15 protein-coding genes, 1 tRNA gene and 2 pseudogenes are annotated in these 17,513 nt (G+C 45.4%); 11 read left to right on the top strand and 7 right to left on the bottom strand.

Going from position 1 to position 17,513, the window contains the following annotated elements; translation table 11 throughout:
• Positions 1–32: 32 nt before the first annotated feature.
• Both F952_RS15220 and F952_RS15215 read left to right on the top strand, forming a co-directional pair.
• On the top strand, positions 33–1,676 hold the full coding sequence (locus F952_RS15220) for a nitrite/sulfite reductase (RefSeq protein WP_004929610.1): 1,644 nt from the start codon (positions 33–35) through the stop codon (positions 1,674–1,676).
• Positions 1,669–2,154, top strand: coding sequence for a DUF934 domain-containing protein (locus tag F952_RS15215; protein WP_004929608.1), 486 nt, complete (start codon positions 1,669–1,671; stop codon positions 2,152–2,154). Before F952_RS15220 ends, F952_RS15215 begins: the two co-directional genes overlap by 8 nt.
• Positions 2,155–2,271: 117 nt before the next feature.
• On the opposite strand, the gene F952_RS15210 is transcribed toward F952_RS15215, so the two are convergent.
• On the bottom strand, positions 2,272–2,901 hold the full coding sequence (locus F952_RS15210; protein ID WP_004929606.1) for a LysE family translocator: 630 nt from the start codon (positions 2,899–2,901) through the stop codon (positions 2,272–2,274).
• Between the two features lie 137 nt (positions 2,902–3,038).
• On the opposite strand from F952_RS15210, the gene F952_RS15205 reads away from it, so the two are divergent.
• The 8 genes and pseudogenes from F952_RS15205 to F952_RS15175 all read left to right on the top strand — a co-directional run bounded on the left by F952_RS15205 (position 3,039) and on the right by F952_RS15175 (position 11,826).
• The gene (locus F952_RS15205; RefSeq protein ID WP_004929605.1) at positions 3,039–3,491 is read left to right on the top strand and encodes an Lrp/AsnC family transcriptional regulator; all 453 of its coding nucleotides are present in this window, start codon (positions 3,039–3,041) and stop codon (positions 3,489–3,491) included.
• A gap of 210 nt (positions 3,492–3,701) precedes the next feature.
• The gene (kdpA, locus tag F952_RS15200; protein ID WP_193759514.1) at positions 3,702–5,399 is read left to right on the top strand and encodes a potassium-transporting ATPase subunit KdpA; all 1,698 of its coding nucleotides are present in this window, start codon (positions 3,702–3,704) and stop codon (positions 5,397–5,399) included.
• A 16-nt stretch (positions 5,400–5,415) separates the two neighbouring features.
• Entirely contained in the window at positions 5,416–7,431 is a 2,016-nt protein-coding gene (kdpB, locus tag F952_RS15195) for a potassium-transporting ATPase subunit KdpB (protein WP_004929602.1), read from the top strand.
• 9 nt (positions 7,432–7,440) lie between these two features.
• Entirely contained in the window at positions 7,441–8,070 is a 630-nt protein-coding gene (gene kdpC, locus F952_RS15190; RefSeq protein WP_004929599.1) for a potassium-transporting ATPase subunit KdpC, read from the top strand.
• Between the two features lie 10 nt (positions 8,071–8,080).
• Positions 8,081–9,206: pseudogene (locus F952_RS17230) on the top strand (histidine kinase); the annotation flags it as partial.
• A 56-nt stretch (positions 9,207–9,262) separates the two neighbouring features.
• Positions 9,263–10,723, top strand: a pseudogene (locus F952_RS17225) (sensor histidine kinase); the annotation flags it as partial.
• A gap of 9 nt (positions 10,724–10,732) precedes the next feature.
• Positions 10,733–11,446 carry a response regulator gene (locus F952_RS15180; RefSeq protein ID WP_004929596.1) on the top strand — a complete coding sequence of 238 codons (714 nt, stop codon included), beginning with the start codon at positions 10,733–10,735 and terminating at the stop codon, positions 11,444–11,446.
• Between the two features lie 116 nt (positions 11,447–11,562).
• Positions 11,563–11,826: a TIGR03643 family protein gene (locus tag F952_RS15175; RefSeq protein ID WP_004941177.1), complete on the top strand. Its 264-nt coding sequence runs from the start codon at positions 11,563–11,565 to the stop codon at positions 11,824–11,826.
• 9 nt (positions 11,827–11,835) lie between these two features.
• On the opposite strand, the gene F952_RS16825 is transcribed toward F952_RS15175, so the two are convergent.
• The 3 genes from F952_RS16825 to F952_RS15165 form a co-directional block, all read right to left on the bottom strand.
• Entirely contained in the window at positions 11,836–11,997 is a 162-nt protein-coding gene (locus F952_RS16825) for a DUF2256 domain-containing protein (RefSeq protein WP_011182656.1), read from the bottom strand.
• Positions 11,998–12,156: 159 nt separating this feature from the next.
• Positions 12,157–12,229: transfer RNA gene (locus tag F952_RS15170), tRNA-Arg, on the bottom strand.
• A gap of 75 nt (positions 12,230–12,304) precedes the next feature.
• Positions 12,305–13,663, bottom strand: coding sequence for an amino acid permease (locus tag F952_RS15165; protein WP_004929591.1), 1,359 nt, complete (start codon positions 13,661–13,663; stop codon positions 12,305–12,307).
• A gap of 487 nt (positions 13,664–14,150) precedes the next feature.
• Between F952_RS15165 and F952_RS15160 the strand changes: the two genes are divergently transcribed.
• The gene (locus tag F952_RS15160) at positions 14,151–15,059 is read left to right on the top strand and encodes a polyprenyl synthetase family protein (RefSeq protein WP_004929588.1); all 909 of its coding nucleotides are present in this window, start codon (positions 14,151–14,153) and stop codon (positions 15,057–15,059) included.
• Positions 15,060–15,134: 75 nt separating this feature from the next.
• Here the strand turns inward: F952_RS15160 and F952_RS15155 are convergent, their stop codons facing one another.
• The 3 genes from F952_RS15155 to F952_RS15145 all read right to left on the bottom strand — a co-directional run bounded on the left by F952_RS15155 (position 15,135) and on the right by F952_RS15145 (position 17,488).
• Entirely contained in the window at positions 15,135–15,992 is an 858-nt protein-coding gene (locus F952_RS15155; RefSeq protein ID WP_004929585.1) for an SPFH domain-containing protein, read from the bottom strand.
• A 9-nt stretch (positions 15,993–16,001) separates the two neighbouring features.
• A complete protein-coding gene (locus F952_RS15150) occupies positions 16,002–16,472 on the bottom strand; it encodes an NfeD family protein (RefSeq protein ID WP_004929582.1) in 471 nt (156 codons plus the stop codon).
• A gap of 98 nt (positions 16,473–16,570) precedes the next feature.
• A complete protein-coding gene (locus tag F952_RS15145) occupies positions 16,571–17,488 on the bottom strand; it encodes a patatin-like phospholipase family protein (protein ID WP_011182655.1) in 918 nt (305 codons plus the stop codon).
• Between the last annotated feature and the right edge of the window lie 25 nt (positions 17,489–17,513).

The following is a 17,513-nucleotide window of genomic DNA, read 5'->3' as shown; positions in this document are numbered from 1 at the left end:
CGCCTTTATAATGAATCTACTAGCCATACGCCATGTATTTATATACTGATTTCGATCAACAGTTGATTAATGAACGCGTTGCTCAGTTCCGTGATCAAACCGAACGCTATTTAGCTGGAAAGCTCACTGAAGATGAATACCGTCCATTGCGTTTGCAAAATGGTCTTTACGTACAGCGTTATGCACCGATGCTGCGTATTGCGGTGCCGTATGGCTTGATGAATTCAAAACAATTACGCAAAATTGCAGAAATTTCAAAAGAATATGACCGTGGTTATGCACACGTTTCTACGCGTCAAAATATTCAGCTCAACTGGCCTGCACTTGAAGATGTACCCGATATTTTGGCAGAGCTTGCTACGGTACAAATGCACGCCATTCAAACCAGTGGTAACTGTATCCGTAATACCACTACAGATCAGTATGCGGGTGTTGTTGCAGGTGAAATTGCCGATCCGCGCCCGACCTGTGAATTGATTCGTCAGTGGAGTACTTTCCATCCAGAATTTGCGTTTTTACCACGTAAATTCAAAATTGCGGTGTCTGCACTTGAAGAGAAAGATCGTGCTGCAACGTCGTTTCATGACATTGGTGTCTACATTGTCAAAAACGATGCAGGTGAGATGGGCTACAAGATTAAAGTGGGTGGTGGTTTAGGCCGTACCCCAATTATTGGAAGTGTCATTCGTGAGTTTTTGCCACGTGAAGACCTCATTGCCTATTTAGATGCCGTCCTTCGCGTATACAACTTACACGGCCGTCGTGATAACAAATATAAAGCACGTATCAAAATTTTGGTCAAAGCTTTAACACCTGCGGTATTTGCTGAAAAAGTAGAAGCCGAGTTTGCACAAATCCGCGAATCTTTAAAAATTCAGCCTGAAGTGTTAAATAAACTGGATCAGGTGTTTACGCCGTTTAGCTATCAAGCGTTGAACGACGAAGATTTCAGTGCAGTGTTTGCCGAGCATCCAAAATTCAAACAGTGGTACAACATCAATACCAATGCCCATAAAGTTAAAGGCTATCGTATTGTAAACATTAGCTTGAAGCGTGCAGGGGTTGCGCCAGGCGATATGACCACAGAAGAAATGAATTTGATTGCGGATCTGGCAGACCAATATACCTTTGGTGAGCTACGTACCACACACGAACAAAATATTTCACTGGTCGATGTACCTCAAAAAGATTTGTTTGCCTTGTGGCAAACGCTTGAGCAGCACAATATGGCCCGCGCGCACATTGGCTTCCTGACCGATATTATTTGCTGTCCTGGCGGTGATTTCTGTTCACTGGCAAATGCGAAATCGATTCCAATTTCAGAAGCCATTACGCGTCGTTTTGAAGATCTCGATACCATCTATAACTTGGGTGAGCTTGATCTGAATATTTCAGGCTGTATGAATGCCTGCGGTCATCACCATGTCGGTAATATTGGTATTTTAGGCGTGGATAAAAAAGGCGCAGAATTTTACCAGATCACGCTCGGCGGTAACGCAGATCACGATGCTTCAATTGGCGACATCTTGGGGCCATCATTTGCAGCCGATGCCGTACCTGATGTGGTAGAAGAAATTTTAAATACTTATCTGGATTTACGTCAGGATCAAGAGCGTTTTATCGATACCTATCGCCGTGTTGGCATTCAACCTTTTAAGGAGCGCGCATATGCTTAATCCAGCATTACAGGTGCTTGCTAAAGACGGCAGCATTGCAGATAACACCTATCAACCAATTGCTGAAGATGGTGTGATTCCGGCAGGGGATGTGGTGATGACTACTGCACAACTGGATCAACTTACCGCGATCCAAGGCAAAAAAGCGCTATACATCACGGTGAATGACTCACCAGAAACGCATCAATTTCCGCTGGATCAGCTCGATGCGATTTTTATTGAGTTTGCAGGTTTCAATGATGGCCGTGGTTATTCATTTGCTGCATTGTTGCGCCGTCAGGGGTATCAAGGTGAACTACGTGCAGTCGGTGATATTTTCAAAGATGTACTGAACTACTTAAAACGTTCTGGCTTTGATACGTTTGTCATTAAAGAAGGCAAAGACATTCAGGAAGCTGCAGCGGGCTTAAATGACTTCCGTCAACCGTATCAGGCTTCTACAGCCGTTCCTCAGGCCGACTATCAAACTGGGGCTTAAACCAGTTGACATTAAAAAAGCGGGCTTAAGCCCGCTTTTTTAATTGCTGACAAATGTGTTCGGGCCATTTAAATCAGATCATGGTGTATGTGAGTGGCGCGTTCTATATCAGGCAATTTAAACCAAATGATGAGATTGATCGATTAGAAGTAAGCTCGCAATGATGATCATCAATGCACCCGAAACTTGGCTGATACGCTGTGCCGCATGTGGCCGGGTTTTAAGCAGTGCATGAGAACCAAAACCCACCGCATAATAAATGACGCTACATGTTGCCAGATGAATCATCCCCAGCACTAAAATTTGGGTTGAAACAGTAAAACCAGAAGATAAATCGATAAATTGTGGCAGCAAAGCAAAAAACAATAAAAATACTTTCGGATTTAACCCGCTAATGCACAGACCTTTAACCAACCAGTGCCGTGTCTGACTCGTGGTGGTGAGTAACGCGGAAGAATGACGAAGCTCAACGGGATTTTTGAGTAAGCCGATTCCGAGCCAGAGTAAATACAGTGCGCCTGCTGCTGTTAATACCTGAAGCAATAGAGGTGAACCATTCACAATCGCACCAATGCCTGTGGCGACAAGGAGTGTACTCAACGCATGCCCGAGCAGCAGTCCAAACACAGCAGGAATCACCACTCTTCCACGGATCCCCGCTGTGATGGCATAAGCCCAATCGGCGCCGGGAGTTAAAATAAACAACGCGGAAACACCCCAAAATGTCAGCAAGGTATTCATATTCATTGTCATCTTCCTAAATTGAATAAGTACGAGCGGGCGTATAAGAGCGTAACGGTATGTAGAAAAGCATAGCCAGAACAGATTAGAATGTGCTGTTAAAGACTTGCTCAAAAAATGATAAAAAGGAGAGTTTCTTCTATATGGATAAGATAGATAAGAAGATTCTTGCGGAACTTCAGCAAAATGGACGATTATCTTTGACTGAGCTGGCTGAAAAAATTGGTTTGAGCTTGTCGCCGTGCCATCGTCGTGTACGTGCACTCGAAGAATCGGGTGTGATTCGGGGGTACCGTGCCCAGCTTGAACCTGCACTGATTGGATTACAATTTGCGACCATTGTGTTTGTCACGCTACGCGATGGTGACAAAGCCTCGGTGAGCGCATTTGAAGAAGCGGTGATCGAGATTCCACAAATTGTGCAGGCGCAGCGCCTCTTTGGTGATCCCGATTATATGCTGCATGTGGTGACTAAGGATTTGCTGAGTTTTCAAAAACTCTACGATGAGCGCCTTTCAGCTATGCCGAATGTACAGCGTTTAATTTCGACCATGGTCATGAAAAATGTGGTTACCGATCGTTTGTATCCTATTTAGTCAGGTTATATGGTCTTCATTTGAGTCGATCGATGAATTCGCATTGATAGCTACCAAAAAACGATGTGTAATCTGCTTTAAAAAGAGAAATATCAAAGCGGTTATTAAAAATTTTACGCAAAATTTACGCCCTGTGTTTTTTGATATATAGAGAATTTACGCGTTAAATTTCCATACTAATGTCAACGTATTTAAACGATGGCATTTGCAATGTGGGAATTTATAACCGTGTTTGTGCTTGCGCTGATTTTGGCCTATCCGCTCGGTCATTATCTTGCCGATGTGATGCAAGCCAAACCCATGAAAAGCGATCGTCTGTTTCGTTGGATCGAACAGCCTCTCTATCGAGTACTCGGCGTTCGGCAAACTGGAATGAACTGGCGGCAATATCTGGGCGCGTTCGTGATAAGTAACGTGGTGTTATTTGTAGTGAGTGTAGTGATCCTCATGACGCAGGCATGGCTTCCACTCAATCCAGACCATGTTCCCAATATAAAATGGGATTTGGCCTTACATACCACCATTTCTTTTTTAACCAATACCAACCAGCAGCATTATTCCGGTCAGGCACAGCTCTCTTATTTGTCACAAATGACCGTGATTGTGGGCATGCAGTTTTTATCACCGATCATTGGTTTGGCCTTGCTGACGGCTATGCTGCGTACACTTTTTTTACAATCGGGTAAAACCCAAAGCAAAGACAAACAGCATTGGCAAGAGATCAATCTTGGCAATTACTGGCTGGATTTGATTCGTCCATTACTGCGCTTCTTTTTGCCTTTAGCTTTTATTTTTTCATTGCTGCTGACATGGCAAGGTGTGCCTGCGACATTATCGGGTGGGCCAGTTGCCCAAAATCTGGATCAAAGTGTCGAAGTCAAAACACAGCATATTCCATTAGGTCCAGTCGCACCGATGGTCGCGATCAAACAGTTGGGCAGTAATGGCGGAGGCTGGTATGGCCCAAACAGCAGTGTGCCACTTGAAAATCCAACGCCGTTCTCCAACGTGATTGAAATGCTGGCGATCTTACTGATTCCATTGTCTGTGGTGTTTATGATCGGACGCTTTGTACAGCGCCGTAAACTGATGTGGATGATTTTTGGCACCATGCTGCTGATGTCGTTGGCATCTACCATGTTGTCGATGTGGACCGAAAAATTTTCACTCTTGCCCAATGTGGCACAGATGGAAGGTAAAGAAGTCCGCTTTGGGGTGGAAGCTTCTGCGCTATGGAGTAGTTTGACCACGCAGGTGAATAATGGCTCGGTCAACATGATGCACGACTCGTCTTCACCCCTAAACGGTTTGGTGCAGCTCTGTAACATGTTAATCAATGCCATTTGGGGCGGTATTGGCTGTGGCGTGTTGCAGTTCTTTATTTACCTGCTTCTTGCAGTGTTCATTGCAGGGTTAATGACGGGACGTACCCCCGAGATTTTCGGCAGAAAAATTGAAGTCACCGAAATTAAATTACTCGCTTTTGTGATCTTGCTGCAACCCGTCGTCATTTTAGGGCTTACCGCACTTGCCATTGCTTTTCCGTCATTGACGGCCAACTCCAATCCAGCCTTTCACGGCATCAGCCAAGTGTTTTATGAATATGTTTCGGCCTTTGCCAATAACGGTTCTGGTTTTGAAGGTCTGGGCGACAACACGGTGTGGTGGAATTTAAGTGCAAGTGTCGCGCTATTGGCGGGCCGCTATAGCGTGCTCATTGTGCCTGTATTAATCGCGGTCAGCTTGGCCACCAAGCCTAAAGCCACAGAAGGTAAAGGCTCATTGCATATCGAGTCACCCACCTTTGCCCTCACACTGATTGGCATTGTACTGATCTTAACGGTATTGCAGTTTATGCCAGTACTGGTTTTAGGCCCAATCGCAGACTATCTGTCGGTCCATATTTAACGCTGGAGCACGCATTATGAACTCGTCTCATGCGAACAAAATGACGATCTTGAATAAAGAAATTATTCAACAAACTTTTTATAAACTGCTCCCGCAGCATGCATTTCGAAATCCGGTCATGGCGTGTGTGTGGGTCGGTACGGTGCTTACCGTCGTGGCGACACTTATGGGCAGTACTAGTCTGGGCTTTGGTTTGCTTTTGACACTGATCTTGCTGGTCACGGTGCTATTTGCCAACTACGCCGAAGCAGTTGCAGAAGCCAAAGGGCGCGGGCAGGCTGCATCATTGCGTCAAGCACGTGAAAATCTGATGGCGAATAAACTCACCGATCTTGATTCATCTCAGACACCTGAGCTGATATCGGCCAATCTACTTAAAAAAGAGGATTTGGTACTGATCAAAGCGGGCGAGATTATACCCGCCGATGGTGAGATTGTGCGCGGCTTTGCCACCATTAATGAGTCGGCGGTGACGGGTGAATCTGCGCCTGTACTGCGTGAAGCCAATACCGACCGCTCTGGTGTGATTGCGGGCACGAAAGTGCTGACCGATCAGATTGTTGTGCGTGTGAGCAATGAAGCGGGCCATAGCTTTCTCGATAAAATGATCGCACTGGTCGAAGGAGCAAACCGTCAGAAAACGCCGAACGAAATTGCATTGGGAATCTTATTAAATATCATGACCATCACCTTTATTGTGGTGGTGGTGACCTTGCCTTTTATTGGCTCAATGGTAGGCATCAAGATCAGTGTGGTTTTACTGGTGGCTTTATTGGTCTGCCTTATTCCGACCACCATTGGCGGTTTGTTACCTGCAATCGGGATTGCCGGCATGAACCGTGCCCTAAAAGCCAATGTATTGGCTAAATCGGGTAAAGCGGTTGAAGTCGCTGGTGATATTGATGTGTTACTGCTAGATAAAACAGGCACGATTACCTATGGCGATCGGCAGGCCACGGCGTTTTATCCGCTTACTGGCATCGGGATGAGTGAGCTGCGTCAGGCAGCCATGATGACCTCTTTTGCCGATCCGACACCAGAAGGGAAGTCGGTGGTGAGTTTAGCCAGAGAAATGGGCGAAACTGTACAAGAACCCGAACAGGCAGCGTTTATTCAGTTTAGTGCTGCGACTCGTTTATCCGGTGTCGATCTGGCCGATGGTCATCAAATTCGTAAGGGCGCGCTTGATGCAATTTTGGGATTCACCGAGCAAGATATTCGTAATAATATCGAGCTAAAAACCCGCGTAGAGCAAGTGGCATCTAAGGGTGCTACGCCGCTGGTGGTTGCCGCCAATCATACGATTTTAGGCGTGATTGAATTATCGGATGTGATCAAGCAAGGTATTAAAGAGCGTTTTGCTTTACTGCGCGAAATGGGCATCAAAACCATTATGGTGACAGGTGATAATCCACTGACTGCAGCCGCGATTGCTGCAGAAGCGGGAGTCGACGACTACATTGCCGAAGCGAGACCTGAAGACAAGCTGGCCTGTATCCGAAACGAACAAGCCGAAGGAAAACTGGTGGCCATGGTTGGTGATGGTACCAACGACGCACCTGCACTTGCACAGGCCGATATTGGGCTAGCAATGAACTCGGGGACTCAGGCGGCCAAAGAAGCCGGTAATATGGTCGATCTGGATTCAGACCCAACCAAACTGCTGGATGTGGTTGAAATTGGTAAACAGCAACTGATTACCCGTGGTGCATTAACCACCTTTTCATTGGCCAATGATGTTTCTAAATACTTTGTTATTTTGCCTGCCTTGTTTGCTGTTGCGGTACCGCAGCTTGAGGTTTTAAACATTTTGCACTTGGGTAGCCCAAAAAGCGCCGTGATTTCGGCATTGATTTTTAATGCCTTGATTATTCCAATGCTAATTCCGCTGGCACTCCGTGGGGTCAAGTTTAAACCTGCCAGTGCGCTGCAACTGCTACGCCGTAATATGCTGATCTACGGCGTGGGAGGTGTGGTGTTCCCGTTTATTGCCATCAAACTGATTGATCTTGTGGTCGCGGTGTGGATTTAGGAGCCAACGATGAATACTTTATTGAATCATTCAGATTTAAATACAACTGCTGTGGAGTCATCGACTTCGTTATGGCGAGCCAGTATCGGGCTGGTCGTGGTGGGTTTTGTGCTCTCGGGTGCTCTCTATTCGACAGCCAGTGTGTCGGTTGCACAGCTTATTTTTCCTGAACAGGCCAACGGTAGTCTGATTGAACGTGACGGCAAAATTATAGGATCGAGCTTGGTGGGGCAGCAGATTAAAAGTGCAGCCTATTTTCAATCACGCCCGAGTGCCAGTAATTACAGTGTCGATGGGATGTCGGGAAGTAATCTGGCAGTATCTAATCCGCAACTGCAAAAGCAGATTCGTGAGCGTAGCATTGCTTTTGCTCAAAGCAATCAGATTGGTGGTGCTCAGGTGCCAGATGATATGATCACCGCATCGGGCAGTGGAATAGATCCGGATATTTCTCCTGAAGCTGCCCAGCTACAGATTAAACGCGTTGCACAGCAACGTCGTTTGAGTGAGCAGGAGGTTCGTCAACTGGTGATGCAATATACCCAAACGCCGCAATTTGGACTATATGGAGAGCCGCGTGTGAATGTACTCAAGCTGAATCTGGCACTGGATCAACGCTCGACCCAACCCGCTCGATAGGACAGAACTGATGCAGATTGACCGCAATGAAAAAGCCGATGCTTGGTTGGCGCATACGCAACGTGAGCAATCTGGGCGTCTTACCATTTTTTTAGGTGCTGCACCTGGCGTGGGTAAAACCTATGCCATGCTCACGCGGGCGCATGAGCTGATGCAGCAGGGCAAACAGGTCGTTGTGGGGGTAGTCGAAACTCACGGTCGTGCCGATACAGCGCGGTTGATTGCGGGTTTAAATGTGATTCCACGTCGAGTGGTCGAGTATCAAGACCGTAAACTTGAGGAAATGGATTTAGACCAGATTCTTCACATTAAGCCTGAAATTGTGCTGGTCGATGAACTGGCCCATCGTAATGTGCCAGGCAGTCGGCATGAGTATCGCTGGCAAGATGTCAATGAAATTCTGGATGCCGGAATCAATGTTTATAGCACCCTCAATATTCAGCACCTAGAAAGCCTAAACGATGTGGTGTATCAGATTACCGGCATTCGCGTGACCGAAACTGTGCCCGATGCGTTACTCAAGCGATTGAAAGATATTCGTTTGGTCGATTTGCCTGTGCCTGAACTGCTTGAACGGATGAAACATGGCAAAATCTATCTAGACGATATGGCACCGCATGCCTTGCAGGGCTTTTTTAAACCTGCACATTTAACTGCACTGCGTGATCTGGCGATTCAGACTGTGGCGGGGCAGGTCGAAATTGATTATCGGGAAAAATCTGTGGCGCAGGGGCGCATCGTCCCGATTCAGAATCATGTGATGCTGGCCATCGATGGTTCTGTCTTTGCTGAGGATCTGGTGCGCCGTGCTCATCGCATTGCCGAGCGACGCAATGCAACGTGGAGTGTAATTTCAATTCAAAAAAGCAAAACCTCCTCGGCGCAAAGTCTGGCCGTGAGTAAAGCATTTAATCTGGCACGTAAACTGGGTGCCGACACCTATTTGCTTTACAGTCATCAAATTGCGCCAACCATTTTGCAAGCGGCCTATGATTATGGTGCCTCAAATATTTTGCTGGGAAAAAGCCCCAAAAAAACACTTCTTGAACGTATTCGCTCCGAGCATATTGCCGATCAGCTCCTCGACAAGCAGCACCCCTTTGAAATTACCTTTGTACAACCACTCAAAGCAACATCGTATTCGGCACAGGCTGCTGTGCCCGATCAAACATGGCTGCAACAGTACACTCATTTTCAAGCGCGAGAACTGATCGAAAGCGTATTGATTGTACTGGCAGGATTTATTATCGCGGTCATCAGTGATCATTTTATTGGCTATACCGAGCTGGCGCTGATTTTTGTGGTGACGGTGCTGGTGGTGGCCATGCGTGCCCGAATGCTCATGACCTTGCTGAGTGTTTTCGTTTGTTTTTTACTGTACAACTACTTTTTTATTGAACCCCGCTTTACCTTTAGAATTAGCGCAGAGCGTGGTGTGATTACCATCGTGATTTTTATTTTATCGGCTTTGCTGGTTGGGCGTCTGGCCAATCAGTTACGCGCACAGGTACTGAGTTTAAGGGTGGCCAATAGTGTATCGCTGCAACTGCAAGAGCTTGAGCGTAAACTCTCGACGTGCGTAGATATTGCACAGGTGCTTAGTGTATCTAAACAGCATCTGGAGAGTGCATTGAAAGCCACGGCATGGTTAAGAGTGAGCGAACTTGAGGCGGGTGATCGGAGTCAGTTAAATCACAAAGACCACATTGCAGCCGACTGGACACAAAAAAATGGTCAGCCCTGTGGGCGTTTTACCAATACCCTGACCCAATCTGAGTGGTGGTTTAATCCGCTCAATCTGGCGGGGGAGCATGGTGTGATTGCACTGCGCTTTCATCCCGATTTAGACGTGATCAGTTTTGAGCAGCAGCGTTTGGCCGAGCTGATGATTGAAGATATTGCACAAACACTGGCGCGGGTTTTACTGTCATTTCAGCTCGAAAACTCACGAGTGGTAGCCGAAACCGAAAAACTTCGATCAGCGCTCTTGTCATCGGTATCGCATGACTTACGTTCACCTTTGGCCGCCATGATTGGCTCGGCAGATACGCTAAAATATTACAGTGTGCAATTGTCAGATACAGATCGGGACAGCCTGCTCGACACCATTCACATCGAGGGCGAACGGCTTGATCGTTATATCCAAAATCTACTCGATATGACGCGTTTAGGCCATCAGGGGCTGACGTTAAGCCGTGCATGGATCAGTATCGATGAGTTGATAGGCTCGGCGACCCAGCGTTTAAAACGCTATCAACCCAATATTCAGATAGACACACACATTGCGCCGAATTTACCCGCTTTGTATGTACATCCGGCATTAATCGAACAGGCATTATTTAATGTGCTTGAAAATGCAGCCAAGTTTTCACCTGATGCTGTTCCCATTCAGGTGAAGATCAGTGCAGTCGATGAGCAGTTTCAGATTGACATCATCGATCTGGGTATCGGGATTCCCGAGCAGGAGCGTGAGCAAATTTTTGATATGTTTTATACCATGCAGCGTGGTGATCGGGGTAAAACTGGTACTGGGCTTGGGCTTGCCATTGTGAAAGCCATTATCGGGGCACATATGGGGAGCATTGAAGCAATGGCTGGGCCGTATGGTCAAGGCACCCAAATTCGAATACGATTACCTCAACACCAAGAATAACGATGATTTATGTCGCACAGCTTTAATACACAGGCCTCGATTTTGATTATCGACGATGAGCCACAGATTCGTAAATTTCTCGATATTGCCTTACGCGCGCAGGGTTATGCGGTGCATGTGGCTGAAACTGGCATGAAAGGGCTGGAAATTTTGGCCTCTCAAGGGGCAGATCTGCTGATTTTAGATTTGGGCCTACCCGACATGGATGGTGCAGAGGTATTAAAAGAGATGCGGCAATGGTCGCAAATTCCGGTCATCGTACTCTCTGCACGTCCAGACGAGCAGCAAAAAATTAAGTTGCTCGATGCGGGTGCCAATGATTACGTGACCAAACCATTTAGTATTCAGGAGTTATGTGCCCGGATTCGGGTGATGTTTCGTCAGCAACCGAGTCAAAGTGAGCATAATCTGGTTTTTAATGATGGACAGCTTTTTGTCGATGTCGCGGAGCATAGCGTGAAACTGGCTGGAGACGACGTGGTACTCACCAAAAAAGAGTTTCAGCTACTGGCCTTACTCATTCGGCATCAGGGTAAAATTGTGACCCAAAAGCAGATCTTGTCGGAGCTTTGGGGCATTACGCATGAAGAGGACACGCATTATTTGCGTATTTTGGTCAAAAAACTCAGAACCAAGCTAGGCGACTCAGCGCTACAACCACATTATATTTTTACTGTTGCGGGCATTGGTTTGCGCTTTCAGAGTGATGTTGGCAGCTCTTAACGAGATGAGACCAAGGCGTCTGACATCACAAATTCTTCACCTTCATTTCGCTAAAGTGATGCACTAAAATCGCTGTGTTGTCTCAGCAATCCTTAGTCAATATCAATGGTGAACGTGTGACCCAGACCCGTGAATATCAAGATGATGAGATTTCCCGTATTATTGAAATGGCGTGGGAAGACCGCACGCCGTTTGAAGCGATTGAGCGAGAGTTTGGCTTAAATGAGTCGGCTGTGATTCGTCTGATGCGCCAGCATATGAAATCGAGCAGCTTCAAGCTATGGCGTGAGCGAGTCACTGGGCGCAAAACCAAACATTTGCAACTGCGTTCACCCGATGTAATTCGTGGTTACTGCACGCGCCAGTATAAACATCATTAAGCCTTGAATTTAGTGCGCTGTTGATGTCTTGGCGCGCTCACGCTTGGCTTCACGTTTGCAGCGCTCTGAGCAATAGCGCACTTCGTCCCAGCAGCGCTCCCATTTTTTACGCCACGTGTAACTGCGCTGACAATATTCACAAACTTTTTCAGGAAGATGCTGTTTTTTCATGGCTTATAACTGATCCAGATGTGTAAGTAAGTGTTCTGCGTGCGCCAGTACTTTGTCCTGATCTTGCATTTTGTCTAGACTACGATAGACCATTTGATTGCGCGCCATGTTTTCTATGAGATTCGCGCTCAGGATTTTTCTAATTAAATCATGTAAATATGCGCTCTGCGGGACTCGAACCCACGTCGGTCGCTTAGGAGGCAACTGCTCTATCCAGTTAAGCTAAGAGCGCATCGAGATGTGAGTATAAACAAAAAAGTTATTACCGAAGTAATAACTTTTTTAATTTTATCTATTTTTTTACAGGTCAGGTGTGGTCTTTATTGGTCAGCAAATGAAACAGACCAAACATCAAAACAATCCACACTGGAATCATAATTACCGATTCTTTAAAGCCTTGTTGCCACATAATAAACAGCACCAGCGCAATAAAAATCAGCACCAAATAGTTACTCACTGGTGCCCAAAGTGCCGGAAAGGTCACATTGAGTTTGAGCTTTTTCACCGCAGCTTTAAACTTCAAATGTGTCAAGCTGATCATGGCCCAGTTGAGTACCAAGGCACCTACCACCACGTACATCAAATGACCCAGTGCATCTTCTGGTACAAAGTAGTTTAAAAGTACGCAGCCAAAGATCAAAAGCGCAGAAAATAATACCGCAGGAATAGGAACACCTTGTTTATTGACTTTGGTAAAGATTTTTGGTGCATTGCCTTGCTGTGCCAGACCAAACAGCATGCGACTGTTGGCAAACATACCGCTGTTATAAACCGATAGCGCAGCCGTTAAAATAATAAAGTTCAGCAGATGTGCAGCCCAGCCAATGCCTAATTGGCTAAAAATCATCACAAATGGGCTTTTATCCAAGCCACCCAGATCCAACTGATTCCAAGGCACCAAAGATAACAAGATGGTGAGTGAGCCTACATAAAACACCAAAATACGGAATACCACCTGATTGATTGCTTTTGGAATGGTTTTGGCTGGATTTTCAGCTTCAGCCGCAGCCATCCCGATCAGTTCGATACCACCAAAAGCAAACATTAAAAAGGCCAGCATATAAAACAGGCCTTCAAAACCGTTTGGAAAGAAACCACCATGTGCCCATAAGTTGCTAAATGAGGCAGTCGAGCTCGAGTCTGCTGTAAATAATAAGTACAGACCAAAAATGATCATGGAAATAACGGCAACAACTTTAATAATGGCGAGCCAAAACTCGGATTCTCCGTAAAATTTCACATTGGTCAGGTTGACGAGTGTAATCACCACAAAGAAAAATAAAACAGATTGCCACGCAGGGATTTGGGGCCACCAGTAGTTAATATATTTACCTACAGCCGTCAATTCGGTCATTGCGACCAAAATATAAAGTACCCAGTAGTTCCAACCGGCCAAAAAACCAGGAAATTTACCCCAGTATTTGTAAGCAAAATGACTAAATGAACCTGCAACGGGTTCATGTACAATCATTTCCCCAAGCTGACGCATAATTAAAAAAGCTATTAAGCCGCCAATCGCGTAGCCCAAAATGATAGATGGGCCAGCAGATTGAATAACTTGTGCAGATCCTAAAAATAATCCTGTACCAATTGCACCACCCATGGCAATCAACTGGATATGACGATTTTTTAAGCCCCGCTGAAGTTTTGAAGAATCGTTGTTCAAAGGACTTCACTCGACCATGAATAAGCGTTGTATTCTAATGGATAGATAGAATTTAGCCTAGTCGAGCATGAGAGAAAGCAGTCGACTTTAGTTGAACTTAAGGGTTCAAAATGTATCGAACCAAATTTAAGTTTGTATCGATCTACCAGTAATAGGTCATCCTAGCGATGAAAATAATATTTAGCACAATTTAAAAGATCCAAAGTCTGAATGGAATTGAAGTAAAACTAAAACTAAATCGGAGCATCTATCGCATCAAAGCTCAGGCTAAGAATCAAAAGCCATATTGGGATAGGATAAGATAGTGTGGAATCAAACTTGGCATGCTAAATTAAGTATCAGTTTAAAAGTTATATCTAATTTCAAAGTTTAAACTGTGGCAAAGATTTCAATTCTTCTTCAATATTTACGCAGCAAGCTTTGACTCAACACTAGAATTTCATCGACAATAGCCCCATGTCGACATCCCATCTATTTCGAGGCCATTGTGACATCGATTTCACATGTAAATGCAAATGTCTTGCAAGCAGCTCAGGAACGTATCCAGCAAGATTTAACTACAGCGCTAGATGCTTTTGATTTACCAGAGCCTTTAAAATCGGCTGTCTATCATACCGTGATGCTGGGTGGAAAACGTGTTCGACCTGCCTTATGTTATGCAGTTGCATCAATGGAGAAAAATCCAAATTATGCTGCTGCTCGTCGTGCAGCAGTTGCCGTTGAATTGATCCACTGCTATTCACTTGCGCATGATGACTTGCCTTGTATGGACAACGATTTGCTGCGTCGCGGACAACCGACCTGCCATGTGGCTTTTGGCGAAGATACTGCATTGTTGGCAGGTGATATTTTGCAGTCGATGGCATTTGAGGTGCTGGGCAGTCGATTATTTGATCAGCAAAATTCCGTCGATGCCTCGATTGTACTCAGACAGATGCAGATTTTGGCAACAGCAAGCTCTAAGATGGTTTGTGGTCAAGTTCTTGATTTGCAGGCAGAAGGAAAGGAAATTGATCAGGAGCAACTGGAAAACATTCATCGTAATAAAACAGGTGCGCTCATACAGGCCGCACTCATGATGGGTGCAGTGACCCTATTTAGTGGGATGGATCAGGCTATTCCTCATTTACGTCAGTTTGGGCAACGGATTGGTCTGGCATTTCAGGTACAGGATGATATTCTGGATATTATTTCGAGTACCGAAACATTAGGTAAAACGGCTGGTAAAGATCAGCAGGTTCAAAAATCAACTTATCCAGCATTGATGGGCCTGGACGCTGCGCAGAATTATGCCAAAAACTTGCATGATCAGGCTTTGGCTTCTCTGGATTATTTTGGTGATGCTGCTATCGAGTTACAGCAGATCGTGCAGTTTTTATTATCGCGAAAAAGTTAATTCTTCCAAAATTGTTGTATTAAAAAAGCGGTTTCATAAAAGATGAAACCGCTTTTTTATTGAATGCGTCTGGCTTTAGTTTTGTGAACGGCCCATCACACCTCGGATGGTACTCAGCACATCGGCAGGAATCACCACGGTTTTGGCATTGTTGGATTTTGCCATTTCTTGCATGGCTTTGATGTATTGCTCACCCAGCAAATACGCAACCGGAATTTCCTGTTCACCTACTGCAGAAGTCACCATTTCAATCGCCTTTTGAGAGGCTTCTGCAAGGACGACCTGTGCTTCGGCATCACGTCTTGATGCTTCAAGGCGGCCATCGGCTTCCAAAATCGCCGCCTGTTTTTCACCATCGGCACGGGTCACGGTCGCACGGCGCTGACGCTCGGCTGCAGCTTGTGCTTCCATCGCGGCCTGCATGGTGGTCGATGGTTGGATATCCTGAATTTCAACTGTTTTTAAGGTAATGCCCCAATCTGAAATGTCATCCGAAATCGCGGCTTTTAATTTGGCTTTGATGTGATCACGAGATGACAAGGCATCATCCAGATCCATTTCACCAACAATCGAGCGAAGCGATGTCTGCACCAGATTTTGAATGGCCCATGTATAGTTTTCAATCCCATACACGGCTTTCTCAGGCGTGGTTAAGTTAATATATGCAACAGCATTCATCACCAGCACGGCATTGTCACGGGTAATCACTTCTTGCGAGGGAATATCCAGCACAATGTCCTTTGTGGTGACTTTATATGCAATTTCATCAATATAAGGAATCACAAAATTTAAACCTGGATTCAGGGTGGAATGGTATTTACCTAAACGCTGTACAATCCATTTATAACCCTGAGGAACAATGCGTACACCTTTAAAAATAGTGACGCCAACAAATACAAGAAAGGCTAAGCCAATAATTAAACCCACTGACATAAAATGTCCTCATTTATTGTTTATTGGGATATGGGGCTGGACAACCAGATCATTGCCCATGATATCGACGACACAGACACGATCACCAACTTCCACAGGAGCAAGGCTGCGACAGTTCCATTCATCTGCACCCAGTACAGGCAATGCAAACCTTACAACAATTTGCTCATGTGATAGACCGACACGAATCACCATACCAATCTGTCCGATCGTGGCTTCGCGAGATAATCCTGCTTTGGTTTTGTCGATAGAAAGTGGTTTGATAAATTTAAACCATAAGAGCGTACAAAGTACGGACAGGATAATCCACATGATGACCTGTGTGGTGATTCCCATCATTGGAAAAAGCCAAAGTAAAACGCTCACCATAATGGCTGCAATGCCGAACCAAAGTGCAGCAAAAGCAGTAATGACCAACTCGGAGAGCATGAGTAATATACCTAGAACGAACCAATGCCACGGTTCTAAAATAAATTCCATAAGCTTGCTCTGATCTTGTTATGTATAAAAGAGCGATGACAGATCACCGCCCTTTCACTGTACCAGAACTTATTGGGTATGAGTATAAAAAAGCAACATTAGAACTTGGAACGAGGTGGTGGTTGTAAAGCAGCAGGAGATTTTTTAAATTGATCAATCGCAGCGAGAATGGCACGAACTTTAAGCTGGGCTGCTTTTTCACCTTCCAAAATGGCTTCATTACTGGTTTTTAAATCGAGTGCACCCAAGTGTCCAACTTTAGGTTGAATCACCACATTGGCTTGCTTTAATTCGTCATTAATACTTTGCTGACCCATAATGTTAATGGTCTGATCGAGTAAACCAAGCATACTGGTGGCCTGTGCGCCAGCTGGACGTGCCGAGATATCCACTGCAATCACAATATCTGCACCCATATCTTTGGCTGTTTTCACTGGAATCGGGCTGACCAGTCCACCATCGACATACTGTACTTTACCAATGGTTGCTGGCACAAATACATTGGGAATGCTGCAAGAGGCACGAACAGCCTGCCCAGCATTGCCTTTAATAAAGTCTGCTTTCTGACCATTGTCCAATCGTGTTGCAACTGCGGCAAATCGAATTGGAAATTGTTCAATTGGCTTGTTGCCGACCTGGGTATTCACGTAATTCTGCAATTTTTGTCCAAGAACAATACCTTGACGGTTTAAGGTCAAATCACGTAAATCCGATTCTTGCAATTTGAGGGCAAGGCTTTGCATTTGATAAGGTGTTTTACCACTGGCATAAATACTGCCGACAAAGCTTCCTGCACTGGTGCCCGTCACAATTTTCGGTTTAATCCCGTGAGATTCGAGCACTTTAATAACACCAATATGTGCAAATCCTTTGGCTCCACCACCGCCTAAAGCCAGTGCAATAACAGGCTCACGCGCTTTAACAGATGTCGTTTGGGTTGGAGTTTTAGTCATTTTGTCACAGCCAAAGAGTGCAAGACTCATGCTGGTAACCAGAGCGAAATGTGCAACTTTCATTAATAATTAAACGGGTTTCGTGACG

It is taken from the genome of Acinetobacter baylyi DSM 14961 = CIP 107474, assembly GCF_000368685.1.
Lineage (GTDB): Bacteria > Pseudomonadota > Gammaproteobacteria > Pseudomonadales > Moraxellaceae > Acinetobacter > Acinetobacter baylyi.
The sequence above is the reverse complement of the archived record's forward strand: the minus strand, read 5'-3'. Positions and strand labels throughout refer to the sequence as shown.

Bases quoted from the DNA above. Each gene is read 5' to 3' on its own strand.
- F952_RS15220 (WP_004929610.1), top strand. From the start codon at position 33: ATGTATTTATATACTGATTTCGATCAACAGTTGATTAATGAACGCGTT.
- F952_RS15215 (WP_004929608.1), top strand. From the start codon at position 1,669: ATGCTTAATCCAGCATTACAGGTGCTTGCTAAAGACGGCAGCATTGCA.
- F952_RS15210 (WP_004929606.1), bottom strand. From the start codon at position 2,901: ATGAATATGAATACCTTGCTGACATTTTGGGGTGTTTCCGCGTTGTTT.
- F952_RS15205 (WP_004929605.1), top strand. From the start codon at position 3,039: ATGGATAAGATAGATAAGAAGATTCTTGCGGAACTTCAGCAAAATGGA.
- kdpA (WP_193759514.1), top strand. From the start codon at position 3,702: ATGTGGGAATTTATAACCGTGTTTGTGCTTGCGCTGATTTTGGCCTAT.
- kdpB (WP_004929602.1), top strand. From the start codon at position 5,416: ATGAACTCGTCTCATGCGAACAAAATGACGATCTTGAATAAAGAAATT.
- kdpC (WP_004929599.1), top strand. From the start codon at position 7,441: ATGAATACTTTATTGAATCATTCAGATTTAAATACAACTGCTGTGGAG.
- F952_RS15180 (WP_004929596.1), top strand. From the start codon at position 10,733: ATGTCGCACAGCTTTAATACACAGGCCTCGATTTTGATTATCGACGAT.
- F952_RS16825 (WP_011182656.1), bottom strand. From the start codon at position 11,997: ATGAAAAAACAGCATCTTCCTGAAAAAGTTTGTGAATATTGTCAGCGC.
- F952_RS15155 (WP_004929585.1), bottom strand. From the start codon at position 15,992: ATGTCAGTGGGTTTAATTATTGGCTTAGCCTTTCTTGTATTTGTTGGC.
- F952_RS15150 (WP_004929582.1), bottom strand. From the start codon at position 16,472: ATGGAATTTATTTTAGAACCGTGGCATTGGTTCGTTCTAGGTATATTA.
- F952_RS15145 (WP_011182655.1), bottom strand. From the start codon at position 17,488: ATGAAAGTTGCACATTTCGCTCTGGTTACCAGCATGAGTCTTGCACTC.